Raw genomic sequence first — 16,112 nt, 5'->3', positions numbered from 1 at the left:
CGCCTATCCTCCCATGAGCGCGCGGCGCATCGCGGCGAGCACGGTGTGCTCGTCGGGCAGCTCGGTGCCGGGGTCGCCGGCGACGAACACCCGCACCTGCAGCAGAGCCTGGTGCAGCAGCATCCCCTCGCCCGACAGCGCGGGGTGCCCGGCGCGGTCCCACGCTGTCGACAGCGCCGTGGGCCAGTGGCCGTAGACGACGTCCATGAGCAGCCCGCCGGCCTGGGCCAGCGCGTCGACCGCGGGCGTAGCCAGGGCCGCGCCGCCCGGCAGGGTCGCGACGGTCACGGCTACCGGGGTGTGCGCGGTGACGTCGAAGCCGACGGCCGCCACGGAGACGCCGAGCGTGTCGCCGAGTCGCCGCAGCGGCGCAACGGCTTCGGGGCGGCGCGCGACGACCTCGACCCGACGTGCGCCGAGCTCGGCGACGGCCACGAGGGCGGACGTGGCCGTCGCGCCCGCTCCGACGATGCGGGCCTCATCGAGGCCGTCGACGCCCGCTTCACGCAGCGCCCGCACGATGCCGCCGACGTCGGTGTTGAAGCCGCGGGGTGAGCCCTCGGTGAGCAGCAGGGTGTTGACCGCCCCCGTGGCCTCGGCGCGCGCGTCGCGCCGGGTGGCGGCGGCGAACCCCGCGCCCTTCAGCGGCATCGTCAGTGACAGTCCGCGCGTGCGCGGGGCGACGGATGCCAGTGTCTCGGCGAAGGCGGCCTCGGTCACCTGGCGGCGACCGTAGGTCCAGTCCAGCCCCAGCACGCCGTACGCGGTAGCGTGCAGCTGCGGCGAACGGCTGTGCGCGATGGGGTCGCCCCAGACCTCCAGCGCAGTGCGTTCCCCCACCCTCAGCAGCCCGAGTCGGGGTTGTCCGCGCACCACTGCTGCCACTGCTTGACAGCCTGCTCGTGCTCGGCGCCGGTGTTGGTGAACACCGTCTCGCCGGTGTCGAGGTTCACCGTGACGAAGTACATCCAGGGCCCGTCGGCCGGGTGCATCGCCGCGTCGATGGCGAGGTCGCCGGGATTGGCGATCGGGCCGATCGGCAACCCGGGGTGCTGATAGGTGTTCCACGGGTTGTCGTCGGCGAGGGCTTCGGCCGACGAACTCACGGTGCCGTCGTGCATCTCCTGGTATCCGTACTGCGCGGTGGAGTCCATCTGCAGCAGCCCGGAGGTCTCTTCGTTGTCGGGCGAGAGCCGGTTCTGGATGACGCGCGACACCTTGTAGAAGTCGTCCTCGAATCGCGCTTCGCGCTGGATGATCGACGCGATCGTCAGGATCTCCTGGCGCTGTTCGACGGGGACCCCGGCGCTGTCCAGCGATTCGGCCGTGCGGTTGACGAGCGTGCGGATCACATCTGTGGCGGTGACGCCCGGGTCGAATGTGTACGTCGCCGGGAACAGCCAGCCCTCCAGGCTGTCGGCGGGCACGCCGTAGTCGGCGGGGGTGGCCACTGCCGCCTGGAAGTCCTCGATCGGCAGCGCGAGACCCTCGGCGAGCAGCGGCAGCGACTGCTCCACCGTGAGACCCTCGCGCAGCTGGGCCGCGTTGGAGAGCTTGTTGGCAGGATCCAGCAGCGCGTCCAGTGCGGCGGCGGAGGTCATCCGCTGCTGCAGGGCGTATACGCCGGGCTGGAACGGCGGGTTCTGTCCGGTGTCGATGAGGTAGTCGTAGAACGCGTCCGCGGTCATGGTGACCCCGGCGTCGTAGAGCTTCTGGGAGATCGGCTGTCCGGTGTCGCCGAAGATGATCGTGACCGTCGCTTCACCGGTCGCTTCGCCCGCCGGGTAGTCCTTCGGCTCCTCCCACCCCATGAACTCGCGGATCGGCTCCTCGTACGTGTTCCACACCCAGAGGCCGCCGGCGGCGATGCCACCCAAGAGCGCCAGCACGATGGCGAGGGCCACCCAGCCGCCGATGCGCCGACGGCGCTTGTCGGGCGGCGGCGGGGGCGCGCCGATCTGGTCGACCGACACCTCGCCGGTGAACAGGGCGTCGAGCGTCGCGGTGGCTGCGGGCCGCGCAGGCACGCGCGGGGCAGGAGTCTCGGTGTCACCGGTGTCGGAGCGGAGGTCGTGGTCTTCCGCTCCGACAGGCGCGGCGTTCGTGGCCGGGCGCGGCGCGGCGGGCACGGGCTGCGCAGCGGGGGCCGATGGGGCAGCCTGCACGGCCGGAGCGTGCGGCGTGGCGGGCTCGGCGTCGGAGTCACGCTCGGGCGTGCGCGCCGCAGCGCGCGCGGCACGGCGCGAGAGAGGTGCGGCGGGCGCGTCGGCTGGAGCGGATGCCGGTGCGTCGGTGTCCGCCTCGGGGGCGTTCTCGCGGGCTGCCGCAGCGCGTTCCGACGCGTCAGCGGCCGGCGGCTCGTCCACCGCGGCGCTCTCGCCGGTCGGTCCTCCCAGGGTCGCCGATTCGGTCGCACGACCGATCACGGCGCGGTGCCGGGGGTCGGGCAGCTTGCCGAACATGTCGGCCAGCGAATCGTCGAATGGTGAGGACGGAGAGGGCATCAGGCGGGCTCCTGGGCCGGGGGCATCGGGGTTCCGGGCGGGCGTCCCGTGCTCTTCTCCACGTCGAGTGCATGCTGGAGGAGGACGACGGCGGCGACCTGATCGACAATGCTACGAGAATCTCGCTGCGAGCGCCCGCTTTGTCTCAACGCCGCATGCGCCGACACCGTGCTCAGTCGCTCGTCGACCAGCCGCACCGGCCTTTCTCCGGTGTCGGCGAGGGCCGCCGCGAACTCCCGCGCATCGGCCGTCGAGAGCGTGTCCTCGCCGCGCAGGTTCAGCGGAAGGCCTACGAGCAGCTCGAGCGCGTCGTGTTCCGCGGCGATCTCCCGCACCCGCGCGACCGAGTGCTCGTTGCGCGGCACCGTCTCAACCGGGGTCGCCAGCAACCCGTCCGGATCGCACTTGGCGACGCCGACACGCGCCTTGCCCACGTCGACGCCGATGCGCACGCCCCGTCGAAACCCGCTCACGCGGCCTGCGACTCCAGGGCGGAGGTGATCGCGTCGAGCGCGGCAGGCATGGCTGCGGCATCGGTTCCACCACCCTGGGCGACGTCGTCGCGTCCACCGCCGCCGCCGCCGAGGGCGGCAGCTGCCGACTTCGCGAGCACGCCGGCCTTGGCGCCCGCGGTGCGGGCGGTGTCGTTGGTGGCGACGATGACCACGGCGCGACCGCCGACCTCGGCACCCAGCGCCACGACTGCCGCGGCATCCGCGCCCAGTCGGTCGCGCACCTGCAGGGCGAGCGAGCGCACGTCGTCGGCGGAGCCGGCGGTGCCCAGCGACTGCGCGACGACCTGGAACCGGCCGATGCGCCGGGCGGAGTCGACCAGCTGCGGCAGACGCTCGCCGAGGGCGCGCGCCTCGAACTGCGCGATCTTCTTCTCCGCGGCCTTGAGGTTGGCGGCGAGCTCGGCGATGCGGGCGGGCAGCTGATCGCGCGGCGTCTTGAGGGTAGAGGTGAGCTGCGAGACGATGGCGCGCTCGGCGGCCAGCTCGCGGAAGGCATCCAGACCCACGAGCGCTTCGACGCGGCGGTTGGACGCGCCGACCGACGACTCGCCGACAAGATTGACCAGGCCGATCTCGGCGCTCGAAGACACGTGGGTGCCACCGCAGAGCTCACGCGACCAGGGGCCGCCGATGTCGACCATGCGCACGACGTCGCCGTACTTCTCGCCGAACAGCGCCTGCGCACCGAGGTCCTTGGCCTCGGCCAGCGGCAGCACGCGCGTGGTGACCTCGAGGTTGTCGCGCACCGCATTGTTGGCGATCTCCTCGATCTCGCTGCGGGTCTCAGGCGAGAGCGACTGGCCCCACGTGAAGTCGAAGCGCAGGTAGCCGGCGCGGTTGAGGGATCCGGCCTGGGTGGCGGTCTTGCCCAGCGTGTCGCGGAGGGCGGCGTGCACGAGGTGCGTCGCGGAGTGCGCCTGACGGGCGGCACGGCGGTTCGCGGCATCCACGACGGTCGTCGCCGCCTGACCGACGCCGACTTCGCCGGTGGTGACCTCGACGGTGTGGCTGATGAGGCCGGCGACCGGACGCTGCACATCGATCACGTCGAGCTCGTAGCCGGGCCCGACGATCACACCCTTGTCGGCGACCTGGCCGCCGGACTCGGCATACAGGGCGGTCTCGGCGAGGATCACCTCGGCGATCTGGCCGGTGAGGGCCCGATCGACCGAGGCGCCGTCGACGAGGATGCCGAGCACCCGCGATTCGGTCTCGAGGTCGGTGTAGCCGGTGAAGACCGTCTCGCCGTGCGCGCGGAAAACGCGGTAGATGCTGGTGTCTGCCAGCAGCCGCTTGCGCGAGCGCGCGTCGGCCTTGGCCCGGTCGCGCTGCTGCTTCATGAGCCTGTCGAACGAGGCGCGATCGACGGTGAGGCCTGCTTCCTCGGCGACCTCGAGGGTGAGGTCGATCGGGAAGCCGTAGGTGTCGTGCAGCAGGAACGCCTCGGCGCCCGGGACGGTCGAGCCGCCTGCGGCGCGCGTCTGCGCGAGCGACTCCTCGAGGATGGTCTCCCCCGCAGCGAGCGTGCGCAGGAACGTCGCCTCTTCGGCGAGGGCGTACTGCGAGATGCGTGCCCAATCGCTCTCGACGACCGGGTAGGTGTCCTTCATCGCGTCGCGCGAGACGGCGAACAGCTGCGCGAACGTGGGGCCCTCGACGCCGAGCAGGCGCATCGAGCGGATGGCGCGGCGCATGAGGCGGCGCAGGATGTAGCCGCGACCGTCGTTGGACGGCGTAACACCGTCGGAGAGCAGCATGAGCGATGAGCGCACGTGGTCGGCGACCACGCGGAAGCGCACATCGTCCTCGTGGTTCGCCCCGTACGCGCGGCCGGACAGCGCGACCGCGGCATCCAACACGGGGCGTACCTGGTCGGTCTCGTACATGTTGTCGACACCCTGCTTGATGAACGCGATGCGCTCCAGGCCCATGCCGGTGTCGATGTTCTTGTTGGGGAGTTCCCCCACGATGTCGAAGTCGTACTTGGAGCGGACGTTCGTGATCTCGTACTGCATGAACACGAGGTTCCAGATCTCGACGTAGCGGTCATCGTCGGTGGCGGGACCGCCGTCGGCGCCGTACTCGGGGCCGCGGTCGAAGAAGATCTCCGAGCAGGGCCCGGCCGGGCCCGGGAGGCCCGTGCTCCAGTAGTTCGTGTCCTTGCCCAGGCGCTGGATGCGCTCCGCGGGCAGGCCCGCGATGCGCTCCCACAGCTCGAACGCCTCGTCATCCTCTTCGTAGACGGTGACCCACAGGTCCTTCGCGTCGAAACCGAGACCGCCGTCGGCCTCGGGCGCCGTCAGCAGTTCCCACGCGTAGCGGATCGCGTCTTCCTTGAAGTAATCGCCGAACGACCAGTTGCCGAGCATCTGGAAGAAGGTGCCGTGGCGCGGGGTCTTGCCGACCTCTTCGATGTCGTTCGTGCGCAGGCACTTCTGCACGTCGGCGACCCGGGCGTACGGCGCGGGGACATCGCCGCTCAGGTACGGGATGAACGGCACCATGCCCGCGACGGTGAACAGCAGAGCGGGGTCGTCGGTCACCAGCGAGGCGGACGGCACGATGGTGTGGCCGTTCTTCTCGAAGTAGTCGAGGTAGCGCTGGGCGATCTCAGCGGTCTTCATTTCGGGTGTCCTCGAAGGCAGGGTCCAGCACCGCTACGGGCAGCCGGACGAGTGGGGAAGAAGTCAGGCGTCGGTGCGCGTGGCGGCGGTGACGACAGCGGCAAGCTGCGCCTCCTGCTCGCGATACGCGTCGCCCATCCGGTCGGTGAACTCGGAGATGCGCGCGTCGAGGTCGGCGAGCACTTCGTGCCCGCGCGGGTCCTTGTCGACCAGGTGGGCCAGCACGAATCCGGCGCTGATCCCCAGGACGAACCACACCAGCTTCTTCACGTCACCACATCCTCGCGTTGCGCGCCGCCGTCGGCGGCGCTTTTCAATGTTAGGTGCAAAACGTGAAGGGCGCCGGGTCACCCCGACGCCCTTCACGCGCATGTGTGCGCTGTCTGACGGTAGGTCAGCGAGCGGCGTAGTACTCGACGACGAGCTGCACGTCACACGTGACGGGCACCTCGGCGCGCTTCGGGCGACGCACGAGGCGCGCCTGCAGCTTGTCGAGCTCGACCTCGAGGTAGCCCGGAACCGGGGGCAGCACCTCGGCGTGACCGCCGGCGGCCGCGACCTGGAAGGGCTCGAGGCCCTCGCTCTTGGCCTTGACGTGGATGAGCTGACCCGGCTTCACGCGGAACGACGGGCGGTCCACGGTCTGGCCGTCGACGAGGATGTGACGGTGCACGACGAGCTGGCGAGCCTGCGCGGTGGTGCGGGCGAGGCCGGAACGCACGACGAGCGCGTCCAGACGCATCTCCAGCAGCTCGACGAGGTTCTCACCCGTCAGGCCGTCCTTGCGACGTGCCTCGTTGAAGGTGTTGCGCATCTGCTTCTCGCGGATGCCGTACTGCTCGCGCAGACGCTGCTTCTCGCGCAGACGGACGGCGTAGTCGCTGTCCTGCTTGCGCTTGGTGCGGCCGTGCTCGCCGGGAGCGTAGGGACGCTTCTCGAGGTAGCGGGCGGCCTTCGGGGTCAGTGCGACGCCGAGGGCGCGCGACAGACGGACCTTGCGGCGGTCCTGGGACTTCGTTGCCACGAAGTGTTCCTTCCGATGACGTGGCCGCGACTTTCGCGGCTCACGGACGTATCGCCTCTCCTCGCCCTGTCCGGACTGCACGCCGGGGCATGCCGGGAGGTGGTTGAAGAGAAGAGGGGATGCCCGAAAACTGGGTTTCGAGCCGATCAAGCCTAACAGATCGTGCCTCCGAGCCGCCTGAGCCCGTCCGCCGCTCGCGCCCGCCCGGGCCCCCGGGGCTGCTCGGGTGTCACATGCGCACGCTTCCGCGAGTAGACACCCACCGAACGCGACACTCGAGCGGCTCACGCGGGGCGCGGGGCGCGGGGCGCGGGGCGCGGGTGATGGCCGCGACGCGGCGACGGGGTCAGTCGCCGAGGATCTTGCGGATCTTCTCCACACGGGCGGAGATGTCGCGCTCGACGCCGCGCCCGGTGGGCTCGTAGTACCGGCGTCCGCGCAGCTCGTCGGGCAGGTACTGCTGCGTCGCGACGCCGACGTCGAGATCGTGCGGGTAGACGTAACCCTTGCCATGCCCCAGTCGCTTGGCGCCCGGGTAGTGCGCGTCGCGCAGATGCATCGGCACCCGGCCGAATCCGCCGGCGCGAACATCGGCGATCGCGGCGTTGATCGCGTTGTACGCGGCGTTGGACTTCGCGGTGGTCGCCAGGTACGCGGTGGCCTCGGCGAGCGGGATGCGCCCCTCGGGCATGCCGATGAACGCCACGGCGTCGGCGGCGGCCACCGCAATGCCCAGCGCCTGCGGATCGGCCAGACCGATGTCCTCGGAGGCCGAGATCACGAGGCGCCGCGCGATGAAGCGCGGATCCTCGCCGGCTTCGATCATGCGGGCGAGGTAGTGCATCGCGGCATCCACGTCGGACCCGCGGATCGACTTGATGAACGCGCTGATCACGTCGTAGTGCTCGTCGCCCTGCCGGTCGTAGCGCAGCAGCGCCCGGTCGACGGCCTGCGCGACGTGGTCGGCGGTGATCTCCGGCGGCTGGCCTGTGTCGCCATCGACGTCGACCATGCCCGCGGCGGCCTCGAGCGCCGTGAGCGCGCGGCGGGCATCGCCGGATGCCAGCCGGATGAGGGCCGCGCGCGCCTCGTCGCCGAGGGTCACGGCACCGGCGAGACCGCGCGCGTCGCTGACGGCGCGGTCGACCAGCATGCCGAGGTCCTCGTCGGTGAGCGGCTGCAGGGTCAGCAGCAGCGATCGAGACAGCAGTGGCGAGATCACCGAGAACGACGGGTTCTCGGTGGTCGCGGCGATGAGCACGACCCAGCCGTTCTCCACGCCCGGGAGCAACGCGTCCTGCTGCGCCTTGGTGAAGCGGTGGATCTCGTCGAGGAAGAGGATGGTGGACTGCCCGTAGAGGTCGCGCTGGGTCAGTGCCTCCTGCATGACCTCTCGCACGTCCTTCACCCCGGCTGTCACCGCCGACAGTTCCACGAACCGTCGGCCCGACGACCGCGCCACGGCCTGCGCCAGCGTCGTCTTTCCGGTGCCGGGTGGTCCCCAGAGGATGACCGAGGATGCCGCAGCGCCGCGGGTCTCGGTGGATGCGAGCGCGACGAGCGGCGAACCGGGACGCAGCAGGTGGCGCTGGCCTGCCACTTCTTCGAGCGAGACGGGACGCATGCGCACCGGCAGCGGCGTCTGTCCTTGGAAGAGCGCTGCGGGAGAGGTCACCCCTCCAGGCTAATCGCGGCCACCGACCCTCGCGCCGCGCGCCGTTTTGCGGCCCGGATTGGCGGCCGCGTAGGCTCGTGCCACCCGGGCATCCGGGATCGAGGGAGGTTCCGTGGCAGCTGGGGCGAAGGGCCGTGACGACCGCGTCGCACGTGAGCGTGCACGGATCTACCAGGCACGCCTGGACTTCCACCGCGGTCAGGCGCGACGGCGGGCGCGCGACAACGCGATCGCCGGCATCGTCGGCGGTGTGCTGGTGCTCGCCGTCATCGGCGGCCAGACTCTGTACTTCACGGCGGGCCCCGGCGCTCCCGAGCCGACACCCGCCCCGACCCCGACGTCCAGCCCGACCGAACCCACACCCGAGCCGACGACCACCCCCTGAACCTGGCTCCCTGCCGTACTAGGCTGTGAGCCGACCGATCAGCGAAGGCGGCGTCAGCCGCGACGAGGACTATTCCGTGAACGCCGCAGCACAGCCCACTCCCGACAACCCCGACACCGACGCGCCCACGAGCGACGCGCCAGAGACGGGGGACGTCATCGAGTCCGCCGCGCCCGCCGCGACGGCCACTGAGGCCGAGCCGACCGAGGCATCGGCGCAGCCGGCCGCAGAGGAATCGCCCTCCGCCGACGAGACGCCCGTCGAGGCCCCGGGTGATGTGCCCGTCGAGGCCCCGGGTGATGTGCCCGCCGAGGCCCCGGGCGATGTGCCCGTCGAGGCCCCGGGCGATGTGCCCGTCGAGGATGCCGCTCCGGCCGCCGCGCCCACCCCGTCGCCGAGCCCGGCCCCGTCGCCGCGCCCGCCGCTCCCCCGCGCTCCGCAGTCCGGCACCAAGCCCGCGACCGCACCGACGGCACCCGCCGCCGCGTGGGGTCGTGTCGACGATGACGGCACCGTCTCGGTGCGCGAAGGCGACCAGTGGCGCGTCGTGGGCCAGTATCCCGACGGCACGCACGAGGAGGCGCTTGCCTACTTCGAGCGCAAGTTCACCGACCTCGCCAGCGAAGTGACGCTGCTGGAGGTGCGTCACCGTCGCGGCGGCGCATCCGCCGCCGATCTGCGTTCGGCCGTCGCGCTCGTGCGCGGCAAACTCGCAGACGCGATGGCCGTCGGCGACCTCGCCGCCCTCAATGCCCGCGTCGACGCCCTCGACTCCGAGCTCGCCTCCGCGTCGGAAGAAGAGCTCGCTGCCGCCCGTGAAGCCGTCGACCGGGCCGTCGCTCACCGCACGACGCTCGTCGAGCAGGCCGAGGCCCTCGCCGCGCGCGACCCGCGCTCGGTGCAGTGGAAGCAGGCCACCGCCGAGATGGCTTCACTGTTCGACCAATGGCAGGCTCACCAGCAGAACGGTCCGCGTCTGCCGAAGTCGACGGCTCAGCAGCTGTGGAAGCGATTCCGCGACGCCCGTTCCACCGTCGACAAGCACCGCCGCGAGTTCTACGCCGAGCTCGACGAGACGCACAAGGCCGCCCGCGACCGCAAGACGCGGCTCGTGGAGCGCGCCGAGGCGCTGGCTCCCCGTGGTGAGGACGGCATCGGCGCGTACCGCGATCTGCTCGACGAGTGGAAGAGCTCCGGCCGCGCCGGCAAGAAGGTCGATGACGCCCTCTGGGCCCGCTTCAAGGCCGCCGGGGACGCCCTCTACGGCGCCCGTGCCGAGCGTGAGCAGGCGGATGCCGAGGAGTCGCGGGAGAAGATCGAAGTGCGCCGTGCCCTCATCGTCGAGGCTGCTGCCGTCTCTGAGGAGAAGGACATCGCGAAGGCCCGGCAGCTGCTCACCGGCATCCAGCGTCGGTGGGACGAGGTGGGTCGCATCTTCCCGCGCGAGGTCGAGCGCGCACTGGACGACGATCTGCGCAAGATCGAGCAGGCGCTGCACACCCGCGAGCAGGCCGACTGGAAGCGCAACAACCCCGAGACCAAGGCGCGTGCCAACGACATGACGCGCCAGCTCACGGATGCCATCGACAAGCTCGAGGCCGAGCTCGAAGCCGCGCGTAGCGCCGGCGACCGCAAGGCCGAGGCCGCGGCATCCGAGTCACTGGCCGCTCGTAAGGCGTGGCTCTCCGCTCTCGGCGGCTGATCCTCCTCCACAGCCCCGTCACCGGCCCCGACTGTCCACAGTCGGGGCCGGTTCGCGTTGCGCGCCCCCGCGGATGCGAGACGATGGCGCACATGTCCTCGCCGTTCCTCTACTTCGCCGGCGGTCGTCTCTCGGTCGCGGAGCTGGCAGCCGCGCGCCTCGACGGCGACGTCGTGGAGGTGGGCGAGGGGTTCATGCCCGCAGACGCGGTCGAGACGCTCGAGCTGCGCGCGGGTTCACTCGCGCCCCTGGTGGGCGACACCCTCGCCGCGACGCACCTCAGCGCCGCCTGGGTGCACGGTGTGCTCGACGAGCCGCCCGCCCGGCACGCGGTGCAGCGCATCACGGCACGGCGGCTCTCGCCCGCGATCGACCTGCGGGTGCGCTACCGCGACATGCGCCTGCCCGCCGGCGACATCATGGTCGTCTGCGGCGCCGCGGTCACCACTGCGGTGCGCACCCTCGCCGACCTCGTGCGCTCGCGGGAGGAGGCCGACCGTGCCGCGGCGGAGCGCATGGCGAGCTCCCAGCCCGCGCTCATCGACGCCGCACTGGGGTGGCTCGCCGACTGCGGGCCCGTGCACGACAAACGCGCGGCCGCGCAGTGGCTGCGCGAACGTCAGGAGGAGGTGACCCGGTAGACGTCGTATACCGCGTCGATGCGACGCACCGCGTTGAGCACACGGTCCAGGTGCACGGTGTCACCCATCTCGAACACGAACCGGCTGAGCGCCAACCGGTCATTGGTGGTCGACACGCTCGCCGACAGGATGTTGACGTGATGTTCGCTGAGCACGCGGGTCACGTCGCTGAGCAGACCCGAGCGGTCCAGCGCCTCGACCTGGATCTGCACCAGGAACAGGCTCTTGGTGGTCGGCGCCCACTCGACCTCGATGAGGCGTTCTTTGTCGGCCATCAGCGATTGCACGTTGGTGCAATCCGCGCGGTGCACCGAGACGCCGCTGCCGCGGGTGACGAAGCCGATGATCTCGTCGCCGGGGACCGGCGTGCAGCACTTGGCGAGCTTGACGAGGATGTCGGGCGCCCCGCGCACCAAGACGCCCGAATCGCTGCTGCGAGGCTGACGCGCGCGGCCCAGCTGCGGCAGGTCGATCGGACCGGTCGCGGTGTCGGACTGGCTGACGAGGGCGGTGACCTTCTCGATCACCGATTGGGTGGAGACGTGTCCTTCGCCGACCGCGGCGTACAGCGCCGAGACGTCCTCGTAGCGCAGCTGTTGGGCGACCTCGCCGAACGAGTCCTGGCTCATGAGGCGCTGGAGCGGCAGGTTCTGGCGGCGCATCGCGCGGGCGATGGCCTCCTTGCCCTGCTCGATGGCCTCTTCGCGGCGCTCCTTGGTGAACCACCCGCGGATCTTGCTGCGCGCGCGGGTGCTCTTGACGAAGCCGAGCCAGTCCTGGCTGGGGCCGGCGTCGGGGTTCTTCGAGGTGAACACCTCGACCACGTCACCGCTCTTGAGCTCGGACTCCAGCGGCACGAGGCGCCCGTTTACCTTGGCGCCCATCGTGCGGTGACCGACCTCGGTGTGCACCGCGTAGGCGAAGTCCACCGGCGTCGCCCCGGCGGGAAGCCCGATCACGCGCCCCTTGGGGGTGAAGACGTAGACCTCTTTGGCGCCGATCTCGAACCGCAGCGAGTCGAGGAACTCCCCCGGGTCGGCGGTCTCGGCCTGCCAGTCGGAGATGTGGGCGAGCCAGGCGAGGTCGGCGTCCACGGCCTTGGGGTCGGTCTTGCCGCCCGCCATCCGCTCCTTGTACTTCCAGTGCGCCGCGACACCGTATTCGGCCTGCTGGTGCATCTCGTTGGTGCGGATCTGGATCTCGACCGTGCGGCCCCCCGGACCGATGACGGTCGTGTGCAGCGACTGGTACAGGTTGAACTTGGGGGTGGCGATGTAGTCCTTGAACCGGCCGGGCAGCGGTGTCCAGCGGGCGTGCAGGGCACCCAGCACGGCGTAGCAGTCGCGCACCGTGTTCACGAGCACGCGGATGCCGATGAGGTCGTAGATGTCGTCGAACTCGCGGCCGCGTACGACCATCTTCTGGTAGACCGAGTACAGTTGCTTCGGCCGGCCCATGATGCGGCCGCGGATGCGCAGTTCGCGCAGGTCCGACTCGACGGCCTCGATGACCGACTGCACGTACTGCTCCCGCTGCGGAGTGCGCTGCTTGACCAGGCTGTCGATCTCGGCGTAGAGCTTGGGGTGCAGCACCGCGAAGGACAGGTCTTCGAGCTCGGACTTGACCGCCTGGATGCCGAGGCGGTGCGCGAGCGGCGCGTAGATCTCGAGCGTCTCGGTCGCCTTCTTCGCCGCCTTCTCGGGCGGGACGAAGCCCCAGGTGCGCGCGTTGTGCAGGCGGTCGGCCAGCTTGATCAGCAGCACCCGGATGTCGCGCGACATCGCCACGATCATCTTGCGCACGGTCTCTGCCTGTGCCGCGTCGCCGTACTTGACCTTGTCGAGCTTCGTGACGCCGTCGACCAGCATCGCCACCTCGTCGCCGAAGTCGGCGGTCAGCTGGTCGAGCGGATAGTCGGTGTCCTCTACGGTGTCGTGCAGCAGGGCCGCCGCGATCGCGCGGGGCCCGAGACCCAGGTCGGCGAGGATCTGAGCAACGGCGAGCGGATGCGTGATGTACGGCTCGCCGCTCTGGCGCTTCTGCCCCGCGTGCGCCTTGTCGGCGGTGGCGTACGCGCGCTCGATGATCGCGAGATCGCCTTTGGGGTGATGGGTGCGCACGGTGCGCAGGAGCTGGTTGACGTCATCTCGCCGCGCGGCACGGGAGAAGATCCGGGGCACGAGGCGGCGCAGCGACGAGGTCTGGGCGGCGGGCGCCGTCTCGGTCATGCGCTCACCTCCGCTCGGCTGGTCATCGCGACAATTCTACGCCCGCGTCCCGCAGACGCGGCTGGACGTCAGGCGTCGGCGAGGGCGAGCGCGCGCGCGGCGCGCACCCGCTCGTCACGCGCCTTGATCGCCGGCTCGTTCTCGCGCAGCAACGAGTACAGCGGAGCGGCGACGAACACCGTCGAGTACGCCGCCACGATGGTGCCCACGAAGATCGACAGCGAGATGTCGGTGAGCGTCTGCGCGCCCAGCCACAGCGCACCGATGAAGAGGATCGCGCCGGTCGGGAGGATCGCGACGACGGTCGTGTTGATGGAGCGCACGAGGGTCTGGTTGACGGCGAGGTTCACCGACTCGCCGAACAGACGGCTGGATCTCTCGCCGTCCTCCATCGTGTTCTCCCTGATCTTGTCGAACACCACGGTCGTGTCGTACAGGGCGTACGAGAGGATCGTGAGGAACCCGATGACCGCGGCCGGAGAGATCTCGAAGCCGCAGAGCGCGTACACGCCGACCGTGATGATGAGCACGTCGACCAGACCGATGATGGCGGCCGCCGACATCTTCCAGGTGCGGAAGTACAGCGCGAGGATGAGGAAGGTCAGCGCGAGGAAGATCGCGAGTCCCCACAGCGACTGCCGGGTGACGTCGGCTCCCCAGCTGGGGCCGATGAACGACGAGGTGACGTCGGCGGTCGTGACGTCGTAGGCCTCGGCGAGGGCCGAGGTGACGCCCTGAGTCTCATCGGCGGTCATCTGGTCGGTCTGCACGCGGATCGCGTCCTCACCGACCGTGGTCACCTTGGTCGTGGCGCCAGGCACGACCGACTGCACGGCGTCGGTCGCCAGTGCCTGGTCGGTGACGGCCACGTTGGAGACGGTGAACTGCGATCCGCCGGTGAACTCGATCGAGAACTGCATGGGACGGAACAGCGGCACGAGGGCCGAGCCGATCACGAGGACCGCGGCGATGATGAACCAGAGTCGCCGCCTGCCGACGAACGGGAACGAGGTCTTGCCGGTGTAGAGGTCATTGCCGAGGCTGCCCATGGAGCGCATCAGTTGTCCCCCTCCTTCGTTCGGCTGGTATCGCCGCCGCGCTGGGCTGCGGCGAGTTGCGCCTGCTTGCGCTCCGCGATGGTCTGGCGACGTTCCGCCTCGCCCTTCGCGCGGGTCGCACGTTTGCCGGCTGCGCCCTTGACGGACGCGGTGGGGGTGCGGAACTCGGCGCGGCCGCGGTAGACGGCGCCGAGGGCTGCGGGGTCGAGCCCCGACAGCGGATGACCGGACCCGAAGAAGCGGGTGCGGGCGAGCAGCTGCAGCACCGGATGGGTGAACAGCACGAAGATCACCACATCGATCACGGTGGTGAGACCGAGCGTGAACGCGAAGCCCTTCACCGTGGCATCGGCCAGGATGTAGAGCACCACGGCGGCCAGGATGTTGATCGACTTGGAGATGTAGATCGTGCGCTTGGCGCGTCCCCAGCCGTCCTCGACGGCGCCGGTGATGCTCTTGCCATCGCGCAGCTCATCACGGATGCGTTCGAAGTAGACGATGAACGAGTCGGCGGTGAAGCCGATCGAGACGATGATTCCCGCGACGCCGGCCAGCGACAGGCGGAAGCCCATGCGCCAGGCCAGGATGCACAGGGCGACGTAGGTCAGCACGCCCATAACCAGCAGCGACGCGATGATGATGAACCCGAGCGCGCGGTAGACGACGACCGAGTAGATGGCGACGAGCAGCAGACCGATGAGCCCGGCGATGAGACCGATCTGCAGCTGCTGCGAACCGAGCGTCGCCGAGATCGTGCTGGAGCTCTGCACCTCGAAGCTCAGCGGCAGGGCGCCGTACTTGAGCTGGTCGGCGAGGACCTGCGCCGACTCCTGCGTGAAGCTTCCGGTGATCTGAGGCTTGCCGTCGAGGATGACCGCGTTCATCGAGGGAGCCGACAGCACGTAACCGTCGAGCACGAACGCGAACTGGTTCAGCGGCGGGGTCTGGCTGTACAGGCGCTGGCTGATCTGGCCGAAGGTCTTGGCGCCTTCGCCGTCGAAGACGAGGTTGACCGCCCACTGTCCGTTCTGCTGCACGATGCCGTGGCTCGCGTCGGAGATCGACGAGCCGTCGAGTTCCACCGGGCCCAGGATGTACTTCACGGTGCCCGAGGGGTCGCAGGTGATGAGCGGCTGGTCGGCCGGTGCGGATGCCGGATCGTTCTCGGGGTCGGCGCAGTCGTATGCGAGGAACTGCGCCTCGAGCGCCGGGGTGACCCACGCCAGGTCGCTGCCGCTGGTGGGCTCCGCCGTCGGCGTCGCGGGCAGTGCCGGGTCAGGAGTCGGGTAGGGCGTCGCCGTGCCGTCCTCGCCGACGAAGGTGTTCGCCGGTGCTCCGGTGTACAGAACCGCGCGCAGTTGCAGCTGGGCGGAGGCCTCGATGCGCTCGCGCGTGGCGGCGTCGGCCTCGCCCGGGATCTGCACCACGATGTTGCGGCCGCCCTCGGTGGTGACGTCGGCCTCACCCACGCCCGACGCGTCGACGCGCTGGCGGATGATGGTGACGGCTTGGTCCATCTGCTCGGCGCTGGGGTTCGCGCCGTCCTCGGTCTGCGCTTCGAGCACGATCTGCGTGCCACCCTGCAGGTCGAGGGCGAGTTCGGGGAGCCAAGAGCTCTTTCCGAACACGTGCACGCCGAGGGCGTTGATGCCGAAGAGGACCGCGGTGATGACCAGCAGTCCGGTCAGCGCACGCCAGGCGTGCCGGACGGGGGTGGGTGTGGCCACGAGTGGTCAGCTTTCTCGGACGCCGCCGG

General features: G+C 70.3%; 13 protein-coding genes. 3 read left to right on the top strand and 10 right to left on the bottom strand.

The genetic code is table 11. The features are described 5' to 3' along the window. Window positions 1–3: 3 nt before the first annotated feature. From H9651_RS09370 to H9651_RS09340, 7 genes are all read right to left on the bottom strand, one after another. On the bottom strand, window positions 4–840 hold the full coding sequence (locus tag H9651_RS09370; RefSeq protein WP_191719045.1) for a shikimate dehydrogenase family protein: 837 nt from the start codon (window positions 838–840) through the stop codon (window positions 4–6). 2 nt (window positions 841–842) lie between these two features. Further along, window positions 843–2,504: an endolytic transglycosylase MltG gene (gene mltG, locus H9651_RS09365; RefSeq protein ID WP_225216597.1), complete on the bottom strand. Its 1,662-nt coding sequence runs from the start codon at window positions 2,502–2,504 to the stop codon at window positions 843–845. Beyond that, window positions 2,504–2,977 carry a Holliday junction resolvase RuvX gene (gene ruvX, locus H9651_RS09360; protein ID WP_191719044.1) on the bottom strand — a complete coding sequence of 158 codons (474 nt, stop codon included), beginning with the start codon at window positions 2,975–2,977 and terminating at the stop codon, window positions 2,504–2,506. Before ruvX ends, mltG begins: the two co-directional genes overlap by 1 nt. Further along, entirely contained in the window at window positions 2,974–5,643 is a 2,670-nt protein-coding gene (alaS, locus tag H9651_RS09355; RefSeq protein ID WP_191719043.1) for an alanine--tRNA ligase, read from the bottom strand. The genes ruvX and alaS overlap by 4 nt, the downstream gene beginning before the upstream one ends. Before the next feature lie 63 nt (window positions 5,644–5,706). Then, entirely contained in the window at window positions 5,707–5,913 is a 207-nt protein-coding gene (locus tag H9651_RS09350; protein ID WP_191719042.1) for a hypothetical protein, read from the bottom strand. 124 nt (window positions 5,914–6,037) lie between these two features. Next, the gene (gene rpsD, locus H9651_RS09345; RefSeq protein WP_191719041.1) at window positions 6,038–6,667 is read right to left on the bottom strand and encodes a 30S ribosomal protein S4; all 630 of its coding nucleotides are present in this window, start codon (window positions 6,665–6,667) and stop codon (window positions 6,038–6,040) included. 346 nt (window positions 6,668–7,013) lie between these two features. Further along, window positions 7,014–8,291: a replication-associated recombination protein A gene (locus H9651_RS09340; protein WP_191719300.1), complete on the bottom strand. Its 1,278-nt coding sequence runs from the start codon at window positions 8,289–8,291 to the stop codon at window positions 7,014–7,016. Between the two features lie 163 nt (window positions 8,292–8,454). On the opposite strand from H9651_RS09340, the gene H9651_RS09335 reads away from it, so the two are divergent. The 3 genes from H9651_RS09335 to H9651_RS09325 all read left to right on the top strand — a co-directional run bounded on the left by H9651_RS09335 (window position 8,455) and on the right by H9651_RS09325 (window position 11,070). Next, a complete protein-coding gene (locus H9651_RS09335) occupies window positions 8,455–8,727 on the top strand; it encodes a dioxygenase (protein ID WP_191719040.1) in 273 nt (90 codons plus the stop codon). 76 nt (window positions 8,728–8,803) lie between these two features. Beyond that, window positions 8,804–10,429 (top strand): DUF349 domain-containing protein, encoded by a 1,626-nt coding sequence (locus H9651_RS09330; protein WP_318244829.1) that lies wholly within the window; start codon window positions 8,804–8,806, stop codon window positions 10,427–10,429. A gap of 92 nt (window positions 10,430–10,521) precedes the next feature. Continuing rightward, window positions 10,522–11,070 (top strand): SAM-dependent methyltransferase, encoded by a 549-nt coding sequence (locus H9651_RS09325; protein WP_191719039.1) that lies wholly within the window; start codon window positions 10,522–10,524, stop codon window positions 11,068–11,070. Here H9651_RS09325 and H9651_RS09320 read toward each other — a convergent pair. From H9651_RS09320 to secD, 3 genes are all read right to left on the bottom strand, one after another. Beyond that, window positions 11,049–13,298 carry a RelA/SpoT family protein gene (locus tag H9651_RS09320; RefSeq protein ID WP_191719038.1) on the bottom strand — a complete coding sequence of 750 codons (2,250 nt, stop codon included), beginning with the start codon at window positions 13,296–13,298 and terminating at the stop codon, window positions 11,049–11,051. The genes H9651_RS09325 and H9651_RS09320 overlap by 22 nt on opposite strands. A 68-nt stretch (window positions 13,299–13,366) precedes the next feature. Beyond that, complete coding sequence (gene secF / locus H9651_RS09315) at window positions 13,367–14,356, bottom strand: protein translocase subunit SecF (protein WP_191719037.1); 990 nt, start codon at window positions 14,354–14,356, stop codon at window positions 13,367–13,369. After that, a complete protein-coding gene (secD, locus tag H9651_RS09310; protein ID WP_191719036.1) occupies window positions 14,356–16,083 on the bottom strand; it encodes a protein translocase subunit SecD in 1,728 nt (575 codons plus the stop codon). The genes secF and secD overlap by 1 nt, the downstream gene beginning before the upstream one ends. Between the last annotated feature and the right edge of the window lie 29 nt (window positions 16,084–16,112).

The sequence above is a fragment of the Microbacterium pullorum genome (genome assembly GCF_014836535.1).
GTDB classification, from domain to species: Bacteria; Actinomycetota; Actinomycetes; order Actinomycetales; family Microbacteriaceae; genus Microbacterium; species Microbacterium pullorum.
The sequence above is the reverse complement of the archived record's forward strand: the minus strand, read 5'-3'. Positions and strand labels throughout refer to the sequence as shown.

Coding starts and splice junctions, on each gene's coding strand:
- H9651_RS09320 (WP_191719038.1), bottom strand. CDS start 13,298: ATGACCGAGACGGCGCCCGCCGCCCAGACCTCGTCGCTGCGCCGCCTC.
- H9651_RS09325 (WP_191719039.1), top strand. CDS start 10,522: ATGTCCTCGCCGTTCCTCTACTTCGCCGGCGGTCGTCTCTCGGTCGCG.
- secF (WP_191719037.1), bottom strand. CDS start 14,356: ATGCGCTCCATGGGCAGCCTCGGCAATGACCTCTACACCGGCAAGACC.
- alaS (WP_191719043.1), bottom strand. CDS start 5,643: ATGAAGACCGCTGAGATCGCCCAGCGCTACCTCGACTACTTCGAGAAG.
- mltG (WP_225216597.1), bottom strand. CDS start 2,504: ATGCCCTCTCCGTCCTCACCATTCGACGATTCGCTGGCCGACATGTTC.
- H9651_RS09340 (WP_191719300.1), bottom strand. CDS start 8,291: ATGCGTCCCGTCTCGCTCGAAGAAGTGGCAGGCCAGCGCCACCTGCTG.